This window comes from Streptomyces phaeochromogenes (assembly GCF_001418655.1).
GTDB lineage: Bacteria > Actinomycetota > Actinomycetes > Streptomycetales > Streptomycetaceae > Streptomyces > Streptomyces phaeochromogenes.
This window is the reverse complement of sequence record NZ_LIQZ01000145.1, coordinates 1-18,393: the sequence shown is the minus strand read 5'-3', so window position 1 is coordinate 18,393 and position 18,393 is coordinate 1. Positions and strand designations below refer to the sequence as shown.

Below are 18,393 nucleotides of genomic sequence, written 5' to 3'. Positions count from 1 at the left end.
GGAGCTCGACGCCGCACGCGCACCCCCGGCTGCGCGTCGGCGTCGAGCTCCTCGGGCACGGCATAGTCGAAGTACCGGTCGAGATGCAGCACGCCCTTGTCGACGAGCACCCGCGCCACAGGCAGCTCCTTGGCGACCGCGGCCCCCCGCCAGGTCCGCGGCTTGGCCCGCGGCGCCTTCCGCACGGCGTCCCGAATCAACGCAAGCTGCTCGGGCGGGGCACCTTCGGCCCCACCTTCACCACGCCCATCCGTGCTGCTCACAGCAACATTCCTACCAGACCCCACTGACACCGCCACGCGCCCGAGATCAGGCCGGCCGCGGATCGCGAACGCCCTTGGGGCGCTTCTGCCATGGGCCACTCGGCCATACCGGTCCAGGACCGGCAGCAGGATTCGAACCTGCGAGGGGACAACCCGGAAGTATCCGCAACCATCGCACCGGGCGCGACGACGTCAGCCCCTCCCGAGTTCGGAGCGGCAGCGGTACATGAACCAGATTCACCGCACGCACTAGGCGCACTCCACCGAAGTAACCGCGGCCTGCGCACCGGGAGGACGGTCAGCGTACGAAGTCCGACGACAGCCGTGCCAGTCATTTGCAAGGCCCAGCCGTCTGCCCGCGGAATCCGACCGGCGGACAGCGGCGAGGCCCGGCACCCCTGAAGGAACGCCGGGCCTCGCCGAAAACAGCTGGCTGAAACGAAAACAGCCGACAGAGAAAGTGCAGGACCTACAGCCCCGCAGCCTTCCGCAGCGCGTCCACCCGGTCCGTCCTCTCCCAGGTGAACTCCGGCAGCTCACGGCCGAAGTGGCCGTACGCGGCGGTCTGGGCGTAGATCGGGCGGAGCAGGTCCAGGTCGCGGATGATCGCGGCCGGGCGGAGGTCGAAGACCTCGGTGATGGCCGTCTCGATCTTCTCGGCGTCGATCTTGGCGGTGCCGAAGGTCTCGACGAAGAGGCCGACGGGCTCGGCCTTGCCGATTGCGTAGGCGACCTGGACCTCGCAGCGGGTGGCGAGACCCGCGGCGACGACGTTCTTGGCGACCCAGCGCATCGCGTACGCGGCGGAGCGGTCGACCTTGGACGGGTCCTTGCCCGAGAAGGCGCCGCCACCGTGGCGGGCCATGCCGCCGTAGGTGTCGATGATGATCTTGCGGCCGGTGAGGCCGGCGTCGCCCATCGGGCCGCCGATCTCGAAGCGGCCGGTCGGGTTGACCAGGAGGCGGTAGCCCTCGGTCTCCAGCTTGATGCCGTCGTCGAGGAGGGCCTTCAGCTCCGGCTCGACCACGAACTCGCGGATGTCCGGGGCCAGGAGCGAGTCCAGGTCGATGTCGGAGGCGTGCTGCGAGGAGACGACGACCGTGTCCAGACGGACCGCCTTGTCGCCGTCGTACTCGATGGTGACCTGGGTCTTGCCGTCCGGGCGCAGGTACGGGATCGTCCCGTTCTTGCGGACCTCGGAGAGGCGGCGCGAGAGGCGGTGCGCGAGGTGGATCGGGAGCGGCATCAGCGCCGGCGTCTCGTCCGTCGCGTAGCCGAACATCAGGCCCTGGTCGCCCGCACCCTGCTTGTCGAGCTCGTCCTCGTCACCCTCGACACGCTTCTCGTACGCCGTGTCGACGCCCTGCGCGATGTCGGGCGACTGCGAGCCGATGGACACCGAAACGCCACAGGACGCGCCGTCGAAGCCCTTCTTCGAGGAGTCGTAGCCGATCTCGAGGATCTTGTCGCGCACCAGCTGCGCGATCGGCGCGTACGCCTTGGTGGTGACCTCTCCGGCCACGTGCACCAGGCCGGTGGTGATCAGCGTCTCCACGGCGACCCGGGAATGCGGGTCCTCGCGCAGAAGCGCGTCGAGAATGGTGTCACTGATCTGGTCAGCGATCTTGTCGGGGTGACCCTCGGTCACAGACTCCGAGGTGAACAGGCGACGGGACACAACGCTCCCTGAGGTTGCAGCGGCTGCTGGCTGATCATTGGCGGACGGCCGGGAGCTGCGCCCGGCGTCGTCCGAGAACAGTTTATCGGTCGCGCTCTGCCGCCGGGCTACTGTCTCGCCTCTCGGAAGCGCTGTGACCTGCGGCACGGGCATTCTGCGACACGACGAACCTTCTGCGCCAGGCTCCCACACCCCGATCCGGCGGTTCCAGCGGGTCTGTTGAAGCGAATGAGACATTCACCCGAAGCGACGCGCCACGAGATCCCACACGGTATCGGCCAGGGCTTCCTTGGGCCCGTACGGCACTGCGGTCTCGCTTCCGTCGGCGCCGAGCACCACCGCCTCGTTCTCCTCGGAGCCGAAGGTCTTGCGTTCGCCGACCTCGTTCACCACGAGAAGGTCGCAGCCCTTTCGCTGAAGCTTCGTCCGGCCGTTGGCCAGCACGTCGTCCGTCTCGGCGGCGAAACCGACGATCACCTGGCCCGGGCGGGCGCGGTCCGCCGAGATCTCCGCGAGGATGTCCGGATTGCGGACCAGAACGATCGGCTCCGGTTCCTGGCCGTCCTTCTTCTTGATCTTTCCGGCCGCGTATGCGGTGGGCCGGAAGTCCGCGACCGCCGCCGCCATCACCACGGCGTCGGCGTCCGGCGCGGCTTTGAGCACGGCCTCGCGCAACTGCACGGCGGTCCCGACCTGTACGACGTCGACACCGGCCGGGTCCGGCATGCCGGTGTTCGCGGCGATCAGCGTGACCCGGGCGCCCCGGGCGGCGGCGGTGCGCGCGAGGGCGTACCCCTGCTTCCCGGAGGAGCGGTTGCCGAGGAAGCGGACCGGGTCGAGCGGCTCGCGCGTGCCGCCGGCGCTCACGACGACGTGCCGGCCGGCGAGGTCGGGCTCGGTCACGCCGCGCGCGAGCACCCTGCGGCAGACCTCGAAGATCTCCGACGGCTCGGGCAGCCGCCCCTTGCCCGTGTCCACACCGGTCAGGCGCCCCACCGCGGGCTCGATGACGACGGCGCCGCGGCGGCGCAGCGTCGCCACGTTCTCCTGGGTGGCCGGGTGCTCCCACATCTCGGTGTGCATGGCGGGGGCGAAGACGACGGGGCACCGGGCGGTGAGCAAGGTGTTCGTCAGCAGGTCGTCGGCCAGGCCGTGAGCCGCCTTCGCGAGCATGTCCGCGGTGGCGGGGGCGACGACGACCAGGTCGGCCCCCTGCCCGATGCGGACGTGCGGAACCTCATGGACGTCCGACCAGACCTCGGTGGACACGGGGTGGCCGGAGAGCGCGGACCAGGTCGCGGCGCCGACGAAGTGCAGCGCCGACTCCGTCGGTACGACCCGCACGTCGTGCCCCGACTCGGTCAGTCTCCGCAGCAGCTCACAGGCCTTGTACGCGGCGATGCCACCGCTGACCCCCAGGACGACCTTCGGCTTGTCCACGTCTCTCCCCGGACCTCGGAAAACGTACGTCCCCATCACACACCACAGGCCCGGCAGTCGCGCTGCCGGGCCTGTGGAAAAACGAACTGCAAGCCGAAAATACTACTGCGCCGGGCCTTCGACGGCCTCCGACGTCAGGAGACCCGCGTTGATCTCGCGCAGGGCGATCGAGAGCGGCTTCTCGTGGACGTGGGTGTCGACGAGCGGACCGACGTACTCAAGAAGGCCCTCACCGAGCTGCGAGTAGTACGCGTTGATCTGACGGGCCCGCTTGGCCGCGTAGATCACCAGGCTGTACTTGGAGTCGGTGGCTTCGAGGAGCTCGTCGATCGGAGGGTTGATGATGCCCTCGGGCGTGGAGATGGAAGAGGACACGCTCTGCCTTCCGAAAGGTGGGATGGGATCGAAAACGATCACACAACTTCCATCAAGGCTAGCAGCTCGCGCGCCACGTCCTCGACGGAGGTGTTGACCAGGGTGACGTCGAACTCCGGCTCGGCGGCCAGTTCGATCTTGGCGGCCTCCAGCCGGCGCTCGATGACCTCGGGCGGCTCGGTGCCCCGCCCGGTGAGTCTGCGCACGAGCTCCTCCCAGGAGGGAGGAGCCAGGAACACCAGAAGAGCGTCCGACATGGACTCGCGGACCTGCCGGGCTCCCTGGAGATCGATCTCCAGGAGGACCGGCTCGCCCGACTCCAGCCGTTCGAGCACGGCCTTGCGCGGTGTCCCGTAGCGGTTGCCCGCGAACTCCGCCCATTCGAGCAGTTCGCCATTGGCGATCAGCTTGTCCATCTCCTCGTCGCTGACGAAGAAGTAGTGGACACCGTGCTTCTCCCCGGGGCGCGGCTTGCGGGTCGTCGCCGACACCGAGAGCCAGACCTCGGGGTGTTCCTTGCGCATATGGGCGACGACCGTGCTCTTGCCGACCCCGGAGGGGCCGGAGAGCACGGTCAGCCGCGGACGTACGTCCGGGGGTACGGGGGTCGTCCCCCGGGGTGTTGCAGCCATGCGGCGATTATCCAGGTTCTCAGGGGTGCCCGAGAACGTCAGGCAGCACCGCCGCCGAACTCGCGCTCAAGAGACGCGATCTGATTGGAGCCGAGACCGCGCACACGGCGGCTCTCGGAGATGCCAAGTCGCTCCATGATCTGCTTGGCGCGGACCTTGCCCACGCCCGGCAGGGACTCCAGGAGGGCGGAGACCTTCATCTTGCCGATGACGTCGTTCTCCTGGCCCTGCTTGATGACCTCGTGAAGGGAGGCGCCGGAGTGCTTGAGTCGATTCTTGACCTCGGCCCGCTCCCGGCGAGCCGCGGCGGCCTTTTCGAGCGCGGCTGCGCGCTGTTCAGGGGTAAGGGGCGGAAGAGCCACGCCTACGTCACCTCGGATGTCGAACTGTCGGATACGGACCGGTGAGGAACCTAGTCGCCCCACACCTGGGGAGCAACGAGCAACGCTCTTGCCCGTTCACTCTGCGTCGGAGACTAGCGGGCAAGTCCGCCGGAGTCAGCGAGAACAGCGGAAAAGTCCTGGTCAGCCTCCATCGAGTCCGACATTCCGGACAAAATGCCCCGGATTTGAGGATGTATTCAGACTCGGGACGCCTGAAGGACTCCCACGAAAAGCCCTAGGCAGACGCCACGGCCGCCCTGATCTGCTCGGCGAAGAGGTCCGATGACGCGCGTAGCGAGCCGATTTCGGGACCGTGACGCAGAACACCCCGGCTGACATTCGGGACCACCCGGTGCACCGCCGCGCCGAACACGCCCGGCAGATCCGCCGGCGCGGCCCCCTGGGCACCGATTCCGGGCGCGAGGAGCGGGCCGTTGATGTCGAGGTCGTACGAGGACAGATCGCCGAGCGTGGCGCCGACGACCGCCCCGAAGGAGCCCATCGGGGTCTCCCCCGCGTTCTCCTCGGCGAGATGGGCCAGCATGGTCGCGCCCACGTTCCGCAGGAGCGTGTCCTCGGGGCGCACCGCGTGCTGCACCTCGCCGCCCTCCGGGTTGGAGGTCAGCGCGAGCACGAACAGTCCCGAGCCGCTCTCCCGCGCGAGGTCGACCGCCGGCTTCAGCGACCCGTAGCCGAGGTACGGCGACACGGTGAGCGCGTCGGAGAAGAGCGGCGAGCCCTTCTCCAGGAAGGCGGAGGCGTACGCCGCCATGGTCGAGCCGATGTCGCCGCGCTTGGCGTCCATGACGACCAGCGCACCGGCCGCCCGCGCCTCCTCGACCGACTTCTCCAGTACGGCGATACCGCGCGACCCGAAGCGCTCGAAGAACGCGCTCTGGGGCTTGAGCACGGCGACCCGGTCGGCCAGCGCCTCGACGACCGTGCGGCTGAAGCGCTCAAGACCGGCGATGTCGTCGTTCAGACCCCAGTCGGCGAGCAGGGAGGCGTGCGGGTCGATCCCGACGCACAGCGGCCCACGCTCGTCCATGGCGCGGCGCAGCCGCGATCCGAAGGGCTCAGTCATACCGTCGTCTTCCTTACGTCGGCGCCGACCGCGTCGGCGAGGGTGGCGTGCGGGCTGGTGCGCAGGCGGGCGGCGAGGCCCTTGTGGATGGCGCGGCCCCAGAAGGGGCCCTCGTAGACGAAGGCGCTGTAGCCCTGGACGAGCGTGGCGCCCGCGAGGATCCGCTGCCAGGCGTCCTCGGCGTTCTCGATCCCGCCGACGCCCACGAGGGTGATCCGGTCCCCCACGCGCGCGTAGAGGCGGCGCAGCACCTCCAGGGAGCGTGCTTTCAGCGGGGCGCCGGAGAGTCCGCCGGTCTCCGCGACCAGAGTGGGTTCGGATGTCAAACCGAGCCCCTCGCGCGCGATGGTGGTGTTCGTGGCGATGATCCCGTCCAGGCCGAGTTCGACGGCGAGGTCCGCGACGGCGTCGACGTCCTCGTCGGCCAGGTCGGGCGCGATCTTCACCAGCAGCGGAACGCGGCGCGTGGTCACCGTCCGGTCCGCGGCCTCGCGGACGGCCGTCAGCAGTGGCCGCAGCGACTCGGTGGCCTGGAGATTGCGCAGCCCGGGCGTGTTGGGCGAGCTGACGTTGACGACGAGGTAGTCGGCGTACGCGGCCAGCCGTTCGGTGGACTTCACGTAGTCGGCGGCGGCCTCGGCCTCCGGGACGACCTTGGTCTTGCCGATGTTGACGCCCACGACGGTCCTGAAGACGGGCGTACGGGCCGCCAGACGGCCCGCCACGGCCTCGGAGCCCTCGTTGTTGAACCCCATGCGGTTGATCAGCGCGCGGTCCGGCACAAGGCGGAACAGGCGCTTCCTGGGGTTGCCGGTCTGCGCCTCCCCCGTGACGGTGCCGATCTCGACGTGGTCGAAGCCGAGCATCGACATCCCGTCGATGGCGACCGCGTTCTTGTCGAAGCCCGCCGCGAGCCCGAACGGCCCGTGCATCCGGAGCCCGAACGCCTCGGTCCGCAGCTCCTTGTGACGGGGCGCGAGCACGGCGGCGACGAAGGTCCGCAGGACGGGGACACGGACGGCGAGCCGGATCCAGCGGAAGGCGAGGTGGTGGGCCTGCTCCGGGTCCATCCGCTTGAAGACCAGGTTGAAGAAGAGCTTGTACATGATGAGTGTCCTCACGAAGAGCCTCATGAAGAAGGCTCATGAAGAGGGGGACACCGTTTCCGGTGTCCCCCTCAGGGCTGCTAGTCGCGGGCCGCGGTCAGATGCTCGGCGTGTTCCTGGAGCGAACGCACGCCCACGTCACCGTGGTTGAGCGCGTCGATGCCCTGGACGGCCGCGGCGAGCGCCTGGACCGTCGTCAGGCAGGGCACGGAGCGGGCCACGGCGGCCGTACGGATGTCGTAGCCGTCGAGGCGGCCTCCGGTGCCGTACGGCGTGTTGACGATGAGGTCGACCTCGCCCTCGTGGATGAGCTGGACGATCGTCTTCTCGCCGTTCGGCCCCTCGCCCTCGGACTGCTTGCGGACGACGGTGGCGTTGATGCCGTTGCGCTTGAGCACCTCGGCCGTGCCGGACGTGGCGAGCAACTCGAAGCCGTGGGCGACCAGTTCACGCGCCGGGAAGATCATCGAGCGCTTGTCCCGGTTGGCGACCGAGATGAAGGCACGGCCCTTGGTCGGCAGCGGACCGTACGCGCCCGCCTGGGACTTGGCGTACGCCGTGCCGAACACCGAGTCGATGCCCATGACCTCGCCGGTGGAGCGCATCTCCGGGCCGAGGATCGTGTCGACGCCGCGGCCGTGGATGTCGCGGAACCGCGACCACGGCATGACGGCCTCCTTGACGGAGATCGGCGCGTCCAGCGGCAGTTCACCGCCGTCGCCGACGGCCGGCAGCAGCCCCTCGGCACGCAGTTCGGCGACGGTCGCGCCCAGCGAGATCCGGGCGGCGGCCTTCGCCAGCGGCACCGCGGTCGCCTTCGAGGTGAAGGGAACGGTGCGCGAGGCACGCGGGTTGGCTTCGAGGACGTACAGGATGTCGCCCGCCATCGCGAACTGGATGTTGATCAGTCCGCGGACACCAACACCCTTCGCGATGGCCTCCGTCGAGGCCCGCAGGCGCTTGATGTCGAAGCCGCCGAGCGTGATCGGGGGCAGCGCGCACGCGGAGTCGCCGGAGTGGATGCCGGCTTCCTCGATGTGCTCCATGACACCGCCGAGGTACAGCTCGTGGCCGTCGTACAGCGCGTCCACGTCGATCTCGATCGCGTCGTCCAGGAAGCGGTCGACCAGGACCGGCCGGGACGGGCTGATCTCGGTCGACTCCTCGATGTACGAGGCCAGCCGCGTCTCGTCGTACACGATCTCCATGCCGCGCCCGCCGAGGACGTACGACGGCCGGACGAGGACGGGGTAGCCGATCTCGTCGGCGATGGCCTTGGCCCCGGCGAACGTCGTGGCGGTGCCGTGCTTCGGCGCGGGCAGCCCGGCCTCCGCGAGGACCTGGCCGAAGGCGCCGCGGTCCTCGGCGGCGTGGATGGCCTCGGGCGGAGTGCCCACGACCGGCACGCCGTTGTCCTTGAGCGCCTGCGAGAGGCCCAGCGGGGTCTGTCCGCCGAGCTGGACGATGACGCCCGCGATCGGTCCGGCGAGGGTCTCCGCGTGAACGATCTCCAGCACGTCTTCGAGCGTGAGCGGCTCGAAGTACAGCCGGTCGGAGGTGTCGTAGTCCGTGGAGACGGTCTCGGGGTTGCAGTTGACCATCACGGTCTCGTAGCCCGCGTCGCTCAGCGCGAAGGAGGCGTGGACGCAGGAGTAGTCGAACTCGATGCCCTGGCCGATGCGGTTGGGGCCCGAGCCGAGGATGATCACGGCGGGCTTCTCGCGCGGGGCGACCTCGGTCTCCTCGTCGTACGAGGAGTAGAAGTACGGCGTCTTGGCCGCGAACTCGGCGGCGCAGGTGTCGACCGTCTTGTAGACCGGGCGCACGCCCAGCGCGTGCCGCACCTCGCGCACCACGTCCTCGCGCAGGCCGCGGATCTCGCCGATCTGGACGTCGGAGAAGCCGTGGCGCTTGGCCTCGGCGAGCAGCTCCGGGTCCAGCTTGTCGGCGGCGGCCAGCTCGTCCGCGATCTCCTTGATCAGGAACAGCTGGTCCACGAACCAGGGGTCGATCTTCGTGGCGTCGAAGACCTCCTCGGGCGTGGCGCCCGCGCGGATGGCCTGCATGACGGAGTTGATGCGGCCGTCGGTCGGCCTGACGGCCTCGGCCAGCAGTTCGGCCTTGTCGCCGGGCTCGCCGACGAACGTGAACTGGCTGCCCTTCTTCTCCAGCGACCGCAGCGCCTTCTGCAGCGCCTCGGTGAAGTTGCGGCCGATCGCCATGGCCTCGCCGACCGACTTCATGGTCGTGGTCAGCGTGGAGTCGGCGGACGGGAACTTCTCGAAGGCGAACCGCGGGGCCTTGACGACCACGTAGTCGAGCGTGGGCTCGAAGGACGCCGGGGTCTTCTCCGTGATGTCGTTCGGGATCTCGTCGAGGGTGTAGCCGACCGCCAGCTTGGCGGCGATCTTGGCGATCGGGAAGCCGGTGGCCTTCGACGCGAGGGCCGAGGAGCGCGAGACCCGCGGGTTCATCTCGATGACGATGATGCGGCCGTCGTCCGGGTTCACCGCGAACTGGATGTTGCAGCCGCCGGTGTCGACGCCGACCTCGCGGATGATCGCGATGCCGATGTCGCGCAGGCGCTGGTACTCGCGGTCGGTCAGCGTCATCGAGGGCGCGACGGTGATCGAGTCGCCGGTGTGCACACCCATCGGGTCGAAGTTCTCGATGGAGCAGACGACCACGACGTTGTCGTGCTTGTCGCGCATCAGCTCCAGCTCGTACTCCTTCCAGCCGAGGATGGACTCCTCCAGGAGCACCTCGGTGGTCGGCGAGAGCGTGAGGCCCTGCCCGGCGATCCGGCGCAGCTCCTCCTCGTCGTGGGCGAAGCCGGAGCCGGCGCCGCCCATGGTGAAGGAGGGCCGGACGACGACGGGGTAACCGCCGAGCGTCTCGACGCCCTGGATCACGTCGTCCATGGAGTGGCAGATGACCGAGCGGGCGGACTCGCCGTGCCCGATCTTCGCGCGGACGGCCTCGACGACGCCCTTGAAGAGGTCGCGGTCCTCGCCCTTGTTGATCGCCTCGACGTTGGCGCCGATCAGCTCGACACCGTACTTCTCCAGCACACCCTGCTCGTGCATGGAGATCGCGGTGTTGAGGGCGGTCTGGCCGCCGAGCGTCGGCAGCAGGGTGTCCGGCCGCTCCTTGGCGATGATCTTCTCGACGAACTCCGGGGTGATCGGCTCGACGTAGGTCGCGTCGGCGATCTCCGGGTCGGTCATGATCGTCGCCGGGTTGGAGTTGACGAGGATGACCCGCAGGCCCTCGGCCTTGAGGACGCGGCAGGCCTGGGTGCCGGAGTAGTCGAACTCGGCGGCCTGGCCGATGACGATCGGGCCGGAGCCGATGACCAGGACGGACTGGATATCGGTGCGCTTAGGCACGCTGGCCCTCCATGAGCTCTACGAAGCGGTCGAACAGGTAGGCCGCGTCGTGCGGACCCGCCGCCGCCTCGGGGTGGTACTGGACGCTGAACGCCGGCCGGTCGAGCAGCTGCAGCCCCTCGACGACCTGGTCGTTCAGGCAGACGTGCGAGACCTCGGCACGCCCGTAGGGGGTCTCGGAGACCTTGTCGAGCGGCGCGTCGACGGCGAAGCCGTGGTTGTGCGCGGTGACCTCGACCTTGCCGGTCGTACGGTCCTGCACGGGCTGGTTGATGCCCCGGTGGCCGTACTTCAGCTTGTACGTGCCGAAGCCGAGGGCGCGGCCGAGGATCTGGTTGCCGAAGCAGATGCCGAAGAGCGGTGTCTTCCGCTCCAGCACGGCACGCATCACGGAGACCGGGTGCTCGGCCTTCGCCGGGTCGCCGGGACCGTTGGAGAAGAACACTCCGTCCGGCTCGACCGCGTAGATGTCCTCGACGCTCGCCGTCGCGGGCAGCACGTGCACCTCGATGCCGCGCTCGGCCATGCGGTGCGGGGTCATGCCCTTGATGCCGAGGTCCACGGCGGCGACGGTGTACTTCGCGGCACCGATCGGGACGGCTTCGCCGTCGGGGCCGATCGCGGGGACGACGTACGTCTCCTTGGTGGCCACTTCCTCGTAGAGGCTGGCGCCCTTCATCTCGGGGGCCTGGCGCACCTCGGCGAGCATGGTGCCCGCGTCGGGCAGCGCGTTTCCGGAGAAGATGCCGACGCGCATGGCGCCGCGCTCGCGCAGGTGGCGGGTGAGCGCGCGGGTGTCGATCCCGCTGATGCCCACGACGCCCTGCTGGACGAGCTCCTCGTCCAGCGAGCGCCGGGAGCGCCAGTTGGAGGGCACGCGCGCGGGGTCCCGTACGACGTAACCGGCGACCCAGATGCGCTTCGACTCGGGGTCGTCGTCGTTGACGCCGGTGTTGCCGACGTGCGGGGCGGTCATCACGACGACCTGGCGGTGGTACGACGGGTCGGTGAGGGTCTCCTGGTAGCCGGTCATGCCGGTGGAGAACACCGCTTCGCCGAAGGTCACCCCCACGGCCCCGTAGGCGCGGCCACGGAAGGTGCGGCCGTCCTCCAGGACGAGTACGGCGGGAGCCGCCTTTCGCCTCTGCGAGGCGGTTCCCTGGATGGAGGTCGTCATCGTGCGCCTTCCGTCTTGTCGCTCTTGTCACTCGTGTTGATCATGTTGTTCAGGGTGTCGACCCACTCGTTGTGCTCGGCCGCGTGGTCGGACCGGAAGCCCGAGTCGATCAGCCGGTCGCCGTGCTCCCAGGTGACGACGAGGAGCCCGCCCTCGGTGAGGACCTTGCCCGCGATGCCCTTGTCGAGCCGGGCCTCACGCAGTTGCGCCAGAGGTACGAAGAAGTCGGCCGCTCCGGGGCGTACGACATCGAGGCCCTCGTCCGTCAGCGTGACCTCGGCCCGGCTGCGGGTGCCCAGGCCGTGCGCCACGATGCGGTCGAGCCACTGCCCGGCGGTGGTGGAGCCGTGGTAGCGGCCACTCATCGTCAGTCTCGCCTCGCCAAGCTCTTCCGGCGCGGTGGGCAGCTCGGGGAGGTCGCCCTGCAGTGCGCCGCGCCACTTCCAGCCCTCGCGCATCAGCCAGTAGACGAGCGCGATGAACAGGACGAGGCCGACGAGCCAGCCGATCCGGGCGGCCCAGTCGGTCACTTCCGCGGACTTCTGTTCCGCGGCGACGTCCACCGCGATCTGCGCTGCAATGGGGGTGAGTGATGTCACGCGAGCTTCCCGTCGACGAGCGTGGCCCTGCCCCGGAGCCACGTGTGCGTGACACGGCCCGGCAGCTCACGACCCTCGTAGGGAGTGTTGCGGCTGCGCGACGCGAAGCCCGCGGGGTCCACGGCTCCACGGTATGCCGTGTCGACGAGGGTGAGGTTGGCGGGCTCGCCTGCCGAGACGGGACGGCCGTGGCCCTGCGCCCGGCCGATGCCGGCGGGCTTGAACGACATGCGGTCGGCGACGCCGGCCCAGTCGAGGAGCCCGGTCTCGACCATCGTCTGCTGGACGACGGACAGCGCGGTCTCCAGGCCCACCATGCCCATGGCGGCGGCGGCCCACTCGCAGTCCTTGTCCTCGTGCGGGTGCGGGGCGTGGTCGGTGGCGACGATGTCGATGGTGCCGTCGGCGAGCGCCTCGCGCAGGGCCATCACGTCGCGCTCGGTGCGCAGCGGCGGGTTGACCTTGTAGACGGGGTTGTACGAGCGCACCAGCTCGTCGGTGAGGAGGAGGTGGTGCGGGGTGACCTCGGCGGTGACGTCGATGCCGCGGGACTTGGCCCAGCGCACGATCTCCACCGAGCCGGCGGTCGACAGGTGGCAGATGTGCACGCGCGATCCGACGTGCTCGGCGAGCAGGACGTCCCGGGCGATGATCGATTCCTCGGCGACCGCGGGCCAGCCGCCGAGTCCCAGCTCGGCCGAGACGACGCCCTCGTTCATCTGGGCGCCCTCGGTGAGCCGGGGCTCCTGCGCGTGCTGGGCGACGACACCGCCGAAGGCCTTCACGTATTCGAGGGCCCGCCGCATGATCACGGCGTCGTCGACGCACTTGCCGTCGTCGGAGAAGACCGTGACGCCCGCGGCCGACTCGTGCATCGCGCCCAGCTCGGCGAGCTTCTTGCCCTCCAGGCCGACGGTGACGGCACCGATGGGCTGCACGTCGCAGTAACCGTGCTCCTGGCCCAGCCGGTAGACCTGCTCGACGACACCGGCGGTGTCGGCGACCGGGAAGGTGTTGGCCATGGCGAACACGGCGGTGTAACCACCGCTGGCCGCCGCGCGCGTACCGGTCAGGACCGTCTCGGAGTCCTCGCGGCCGGGCTCGCGCAAATGGGTGTGCAGGTCCACGAGCCCCGGCAGGAGCACCTTGCCGTCGGCCTCGACGACCTCGGCACCCTCGGCCGACAGGCCACTGCCCACGGCCGCGATCTCGGAACCCTCGATCAGGACGTCCTGCGGCTCGCCGCCGAGCACCTTCGCACCACGGATAAGGATCTTGCTCATGTGACTTACTTCTCCTCGGTACGGGTGTGGGTGACGGCGGGTTCGTTGCCGCCGAGCAGCAGATAGAGCACGGCCATCCGGATCGAGACGCCGTTGGTGACCTGCTCGATGGCGGTGCAGCGCTCGGAGTCGGCGACCTCGGCGGTGATCTCCATGCCGCGGACCATCGGCCCGGGGTGCATCACGATGGCGTGCTCGGGCATCTTCGCCATCCGGTCCCCGTCGAGCCCGTAGCGCCGCGAGTACTCGCGCTCGGTCGGGAAGAACGCCGCGTTCATCCGCTCGCGCTGCACGCGCAGCAGCATCACGGCGTCGGACTTGGAGAGCGTGCTGTCCAGGTCGTAGGAGACCTCGCAGGGCCAGGACCCGACGCCGACGGGCACCAGGGTCGGCGGGGCCACGAGGGTGACCTCGGCGCCGAGGGTGTGCAGCAGGTCGACGTTCGAGCGGGCGACGCGGCTGTGCAGGATGTCGCCGACGAGCGTGATGCGCTTGCCGGCCAGGTCCTGGCCGATGCCCGCGTCCCGGCCGACGAGCCGGCGGCGCATGGTGAAGGCGTCGAGCAGGGCCTGGGTGGGGTGCTGGTGGGTGCCGTCGCCCGCGTTGATGACGGCGGCGTCGATCCAGCCGGAGGTGGCGAGCCGGTACGGGGCTCCAGAGGCGCCGTGCCGGATGACGACCGCGTCGACGCCCATGGCTTCGAGGGTCTGCGCGGTGTCCTTCAGGGACTCGCCCTTGGAGACGCTGGATCCCTTGGCGGTGAAGTTGATGACGTCCGCGGAGAGACGCTTCTCCGCGGCCTCGAACGAGATCCTCGTCCGGGTGGAATCCTCGAAGAAGAGGTTGACGACGGTCCGGCCGCGCAGGGTCGGCAGTTTCTTGATCGGCCGGTCGGCGACCCGGGCCATCTCCTCGGCGGTGTCGAGGATCAGGACGGCGTCGTCGCGGGTGAGGTCGGCGGCCGAGATGAGATGACGCTGCATCTGTCAGGCTCCGTAAGGCAGTTCAGGTCGGGAAGCGGGGGCCCGGGAGGTGTCCCCGAGACAGGGGACGGCCGGGCCGACGCGGGCGCGCCGAAGCGCACTCGGGGTCGTACGAGCGGACGCGGGCTGTGTGCCGCTACTGCTCGCCGGGCCGGGCGGTCCGCTTCGCGCCGAGCAGCACGGTGTCGCGACCGTCCTCCTCGGCGAGCTGGACCTTGACCGTCTCCCGCAACGACGTGGGGAGGTTCTTGCCGACGTAGTCGGCGCGGATCGGGAGTTCGCGGTGGCCCCTGTCGACGAGGACCGCGAGCTGTACCGCGCGCGGGCGCCCGATGTCGTTCAGGGCGTCGAGGGCGGCGCGGATGGTGCGGCCCGAGAAGAGCACGTCGTCGACGAGGACGACCAGGCGGCCGTCGATGCCGTCACCGGGGATGTCCGTACGGGCCAGTGCGCGCGGCGGATGCATGCGCAGGTCGTCGCGGTACATGGTGATGTCGAGGGAGCCGACCGGGATCTTGCGGTCGGTGATCTCTTCGAGCTTGGCGGCCAGCCGCTGGGCGAGGAAGACGCCTCGGGTCGGAATGCCGAGAAGCACCACGTCGTCGGCGCCCTTGGCGCGTTCGACGATCTCGTGGGCGATGCGGGTCAGCACCCGCGCGATGTCGGGGGCTTCCAGAACGGGCCGTGCGTCGGCCTCGTACTGCTGCTTGTCCTGCTCTGAGTCCATACGAAACGGACCTCCTTCTCCGCCTCACGGGACGGATCATTAAAGGACGTCGGAATTGCGCCAACCACGGTACCAGCCCGGCAACGCCCCTGATCACCCCCTTGGCACCAGCCGTACCGGGCTCCCACGGAAGGGTCGGTCCGGACCATTCGGCTTGACGAGGCAGAGTCACGCTGCGTAACCTCACAGTGAGTCACCAGCCGCGCGGCCGAGCCGCACGTCGACACAGTGCCGGGGAGCTATATGTCCAGCGAATACGCCAAACAGCTCGGGGCCAAGCTCCGCGCCATCCGCACCCAGCAGGGCCTTTCCCTCCACGGCGTCGAGGAGAAGTCCCAGGGCCGCTGGAAGGCGGTCGTGGTCGGTTCCTATGAGCGCGGCGACCGCGCCGTGACCGTGCAGCGTCTCGCCGAGCTGGCGGACTTCTACGGAGTGCCGGTGCAGGAACTGCTGCCGGGCACCACTCCGGGCGGCGCCGCCGAGCCGCCGCCGAAGCTGGTCCTCGACCTTGAGCGGCTGGCCCACGTGCCGGCCGAGAAGGCGGGCCCCCTGCAGCGCTACGCGGCGACGATCCAGTCCCAGCGCGGCGACTACAACGGCAAGGTGCTGTCGATCCGCCAGGACGACCTGCGCACGCTCGCCGTCATCTACGACCAGTCCCCCTCGGTCCTCACCGAGCAGCTGATCAGCTGGGGCGTCCTGGACGCCGACGCGCGCCGCGCGGTCTCCCACGAGGACGCCTGACCCGTACGGGGACTGAGAAGAAACGTGCCGCCGGGGTGGCCGGAACCAGACGGTTCCGGCCACCCCGGCGGCTTTCTGCGGGCCGCAGAGGACGTCTTGGGGGTACGGAACGCCGGAGGGCCCCAGCGCGATGCTGGGGCCCTCCGGCGTTCTTTCGTCAAGCCTCGTTCCGGAGCGCCCCACAGGGGCGCGGGGAACCGCACGACCAGCCCCATGCCACCCGCACGTCACATCGAACCGCGCGGAGCGCTGGGGCTGAGGCCCGGACTCAGGCGTCGTCGCGCCGAAGCGACGACTTGAGCTCCTTGAACCGGCCGAGCAACCCGTTCACGAAGGCCGGCGACTCGTCCGTGGAGAACTCCTTGGCGAGCTGCACGGCCTCGTCGAGCACCACGGCATCCGGGGTCTCGTCGACCCAGATCAGCTCATAGGCGCCCAGCCGCAGGATGTTGCGGTCGACGACCGGCATCCTGTCGAGCGTCCAGCTCACCGCGTACTGCGAGATCAGTTCGTCGATGCGCTTCGCGTACTTCGCGTAGCCCTCGACGAGCTGCATGGTGTACTCGCTCACCGGCGGCTGCCGGGTGTCGGTCCGGGAGTGCCGGATCCAGTCACCCAGGACCGTCTGGACGTCCACGCCGCGCTGGTCCCCCTCGAAGAGGATCTGGAAGGCGCGCTTGCGGGCCGTATTGCGGGCAGCCACGGTTAGCTGTTCACCCGGCCGAGGTAGTCGCTCGAACGGGTGTCGACCTTGATCTTCTCACCGGTGGTGATGAAGAGCGGGACCTGGATCTGGTAACCGGTCTCCAGGGTGGCGGGCTTGGTGCCGCCGGTGGAGCGGTCGCCCTGGACACCGGGCTCGGTCTCCTGGATGACCAGCTCGACGGCGGCCGGCAGCTCGACGAAGAGCACCTCGCCCTCGTGCTGGGCGACGGTGGCGGTGAAGCCCTCGATCAGGAAGTTGGCGGCGTCGCCGACGGCCTTGCGGTCGACCATCAGCTGGTCGTAGGTCTCCATGTCCATGAAGACGAAGTACTCGCCGTCCATGTACGAGAACTGCATGTCACGCTTGTCGACAGTGGCCGTCTCGACCTTGACGCCGGCGTTGAACGTCTTGTCGACGACCTTGCCGGAAAGCACGTTCTTCAGCTTGGTGCGCACGAAGGCCGGGCCCTTGCCGGGCTTGACGTGCTGGAACTCGACGACGGACCAGAGCTGGCCGCCTTCGAGCTTGAGCACCAGGCCGTTCTTGAGGTCGTTCGTGGAAGCCACGGTTGCGGAATCTCCTGGACTGACGTGGACGACCCCGGAACACGCGCACAGCGGGAAGCTAGAGCGCGAGCAGCTCCTTGGTCGTAATGGTGAGTAGCTCGGGTCCGCCGTCCGCCTCGGGGCGCACGACGAGCGTGTCATCGATCCGGACACCGCCCCGGCCCGGGATGTGGACCCCCGGTTCGACGGTGACCGGCACGCAAGCGTCCAGTTTACCCATGGCCGCGGGGGCCAGCTGCGGGTCCTCGTCGATTTCGAGCCCCACACCGTGTCCGGTCAGCGGAGGAAGGCCGTCCGTATACCCCGCGGAGTCCAGTACCTGGCGGGCCGCACGGTCCACATCACGGTAGGCGGCGCCGGGTACGAGGGCCTCGCGGCCGGCGCGCTGGGATGCGAAGACGAGGTCGTACAGCTCGATCTGCCAGTCGGCGGGCGAGGTCCCGATGACGAAGGTACGGCCGATCTCGCAGCGGTAGCCGCGGTAGGTCGCGCCGAGGCAGACGGAGAGGAAATCTCCTTCTTCGACCCGGCGGTCGGTGGGGCGGTGGCCGCGGTGCCCGGAGTTCGGGCCCGTGCCGACCGAGGTCGTGAAGGCCGGGCCGTCGGCGCCGTGGTCGACCAGGCGGCGTTCGAGTTCCAGGGCGAGATGACGTTCGGTGCGGCCGACCAGGATGGACTCCAGGAGCTCGCTCAGTGCCTGGTCGGCGATCTCCGCGCCGATGCGCAGGCAGGAGATCTCCTCCTCGTCCTTGATCACACGCAGCTGCTCGACGGCCGCGCCGAGGTCGCCGAGGCGCAGCCGGGGCGCCACCGAGCCGATCGCCCGGTGCCGGGTCACGGTCAGATGGTGTTCCTCGACGGCGAGGGAGTCGGCGCCCTGGGCCGCGGCGAGGTCCGCCGCGGCGACGGCGGGGTCGCCGCCGGGGCTCGCCAGCGTGTGCACCCGGAGAGCCTCGTCGGGCCTGCCCTCGTCGAGCGGGGTTTCGGGGGGACCGCCGTACACGAGCAGGTCCTCGGTCTTGCCCAGCAGCAGAACGGCGCCATGGGGTGCCATGCCCGCGAGGTAGCGGACGTTGGCGGGGCGGGAGATCAGCGCGGTTGCGCTGCCGCTTGCCGTGCAGCGCTCTCTCAGCCGGTCGCGGCGGGCCGCGTACGCCTCTGACATGACCCGAGCGTATGAGCTCCGCCGGTTTTGCGCCGGTTGGGGCGGCCGAGTGGGGGTGACCGTTGTGTGCCAGGTGCGGGTGGGTCGGTGCTG

At 69.5% G+C, this 18,393-nt stretch carries 17 protein-coding genes and 1 pseudogene; 1 reads left to right on the top strand and 17 read right to left on the bottom strand.

All coding sequences use genetic code 11. The features are described 5' to 3' along the window. The 14 genes and pseudogenes from AOK17_RS19890 to pyrR all read right to left on the bottom strand — a co-directional run. A pseudogene (locus AOK17_RS19890) lies at positions 1–263 on the bottom strand (primosome assembly protein PriA); the annotation flags it as partial. 469 nt (positions 264–732) lie between these two features. Then, positions 733–1,941, bottom strand: a complete 1,209-nt coding sequence (gene metK / locus AOK17_RS19885; protein ID WP_055613855.1) for a methionine adenosyltransferase — start codon at positions 1,939–1,941, stop codon at positions 733–735. A 237-nt stretch (positions 1,942–2,178) separates the two neighbouring features. Then, complete coding sequence (coaBC, locus tag AOK17_RS19880; RefSeq protein ID WP_055613854.1) at positions 2,179–3,381, bottom strand: bifunctional phosphopantothenoylcysteine decarboxylase/phosphopantothenate--cysteine ligase CoaBC; 1,203 nt, start codon at positions 3,379–3,381, stop codon at positions 2,179–2,181. Between the two features lie 102 nt (positions 3,382–3,483). Next, a complete protein-coding gene (gene rpoZ / locus AOK17_RS19875; protein WP_006382157.1) occupies positions 3,484–3,756 on the bottom strand; it encodes a DNA-directed RNA polymerase subunit omega in 273 nt (90 codons plus the stop codon). A gap of 38 nt (positions 3,757–3,794) precedes the next feature. Next, the gene (gene gmk / locus AOK17_RS19870) at positions 3,795–4,388 is read right to left on the bottom strand and encodes a guanylate kinase (RefSeq protein WP_055613853.1); all 594 of its coding nucleotides are present in this window, start codon (positions 4,386–4,388) and stop codon (positions 3,795–3,797) included. Positions 4,389–4,426: 38 nt separating this feature from the next. After that, positions 4,427–4,750 carry an integration host factor gene (locus tag AOK17_RS19865; RefSeq protein WP_005319887.1) on the bottom strand — a complete coding sequence of 108 codons (324 nt, stop codon included), beginning with the start codon at positions 4,748–4,750 and terminating at the stop codon, positions 4,427–4,429. A 256-nt stretch (positions 4,751–5,006) separates the two neighbouring features. Next, entirely contained in the window at positions 5,007–5,855 is an 849-nt protein-coding gene (pyrF, locus tag AOK17_RS19860; protein ID WP_055613852.1) for an orotidine-5'-phosphate decarboxylase, read from the bottom strand. Further along, a complete protein-coding gene (locus AOK17_RS19855) occupies positions 5,852–6,961 on the bottom strand; it encodes a quinone-dependent dihydroorotate dehydrogenase (RefSeq protein ID WP_055613856.1) in 1,110 nt (369 codons plus the stop codon). Before AOK17_RS19855 ends, pyrF begins: the two co-directional genes overlap by 4 nt. 80 nt (positions 6,962–7,041) lie before the next feature. Further along, positions 7,042–10,350, bottom strand: a complete 3,309-nt coding sequence (carB, locus tag AOK17_RS19850) for a carbamoyl-phosphate synthase large subunit (RefSeq protein ID WP_055613851.1) — start codon at positions 10,348–10,350, stop codon at positions 7,042–7,044. Continuing rightward, positions 10,343–11,527, bottom strand: coding sequence for a glutamine-hydrolyzing carbamoyl-phosphate synthase small subunit (gene carA, locus AOK17_RS19845; RefSeq protein WP_055613850.1), 1,185 nt, complete (start codon positions 11,525–11,527; stop codon positions 10,343–10,345). The genes carB and carA overlap by 8 nt, the downstream gene beginning before the upstream one ends. Beyond that, complete coding sequence (locus AOK17_RS19840; protein ID WP_055613849.1) at positions 11,524–12,126, bottom strand: PH-like domain-containing protein; 603 nt, start codon at positions 12,124–12,126, stop codon at positions 11,524–11,526. Before AOK17_RS19840 ends, carA begins: the two co-directional genes overlap by 4 nt. Beyond that, on the bottom strand, positions 12,123–13,409 hold the full coding sequence (locus AOK17_RS19835) for a dihydroorotase (RefSeq protein WP_055613848.1): 1,287 nt from the start codon (positions 13,407–13,409) through the stop codon (positions 12,123–12,125). Before AOK17_RS19835 ends, AOK17_RS19840 begins: the two co-directional genes overlap by 4 nt. A 5-nt stretch (positions 13,410–13,414) precedes the next feature. Then, positions 13,415–14,392 carry an aspartate carbamoyltransferase catalytic subunit gene (locus tag AOK17_RS19830; RefSeq protein ID WP_055613847.1) on the bottom strand — a complete coding sequence of 326 codons (978 nt, stop codon included), beginning with the start codon at positions 14,390–14,392 and terminating at the stop codon, positions 13,415–13,417. Positions 14,393–14,528: 136 nt separating this feature from the next. Then, positions 14,529–15,119 (bottom strand): bifunctional pyr operon transcriptional regulator/uracil phosphoribosyltransferase PyrR, encoded by a 591-nt coding sequence (gene pyrR / locus AOK17_RS19825; protein WP_055613846.1) that lies wholly within the window; start codon positions 15,117–15,119, stop codon positions 14,529–14,531. Between the two features lie 243 nt (positions 15,120–15,362). Between pyrR and bldD the strand changes: the two genes are divergently transcribed. Beyond that, entirely contained in the window at positions 15,363–15,863 is a 501-nt protein-coding gene (gene bldD, locus AOK17_RS19820) for a transcriptional regulator BldD (RefSeq protein ID WP_027751102.1), read from the top strand. Between the two features lie 268 nt (positions 15,864–16,131). On the opposite strand, the gene nusB is transcribed toward bldD, so the two are convergent. From nusB to AOK17_RS19805, 3 genes are read right to left on the bottom strand one after another with little or no spacing between them, the layout of a single operon-like run. Further along, a complete protein-coding gene (gene nusB / locus AOK17_RS19815) occupies positions 16,132–16,566 on the bottom strand; it encodes a transcription antitermination factor NusB (RefSeq protein WP_055613845.1) in 435 nt (144 codons plus the stop codon). Between the two features lie 2 nt (positions 16,567–16,568). Next, positions 16,569–17,135 carry an elongation factor P gene (efp, locus tag AOK17_RS19810; RefSeq protein WP_055613844.1) on the bottom strand — a complete coding sequence of 189 codons (567 nt, stop codon included), beginning with the start codon at positions 17,133–17,135 and terminating at the stop codon, positions 16,569–16,571. Positions 17,136–17,193: 58 nt separating this feature from the next. Continuing rightward, a complete protein-coding gene (locus AOK17_RS19805) occupies positions 17,194–18,300 on the bottom strand; it encodes an aminopeptidase P family protein (RefSeq protein ID WP_055613843.1) in 1,107 nt (368 codons plus the stop codon). Positions 18,301–18,393 lie beyond the last annotated feature (93 nt).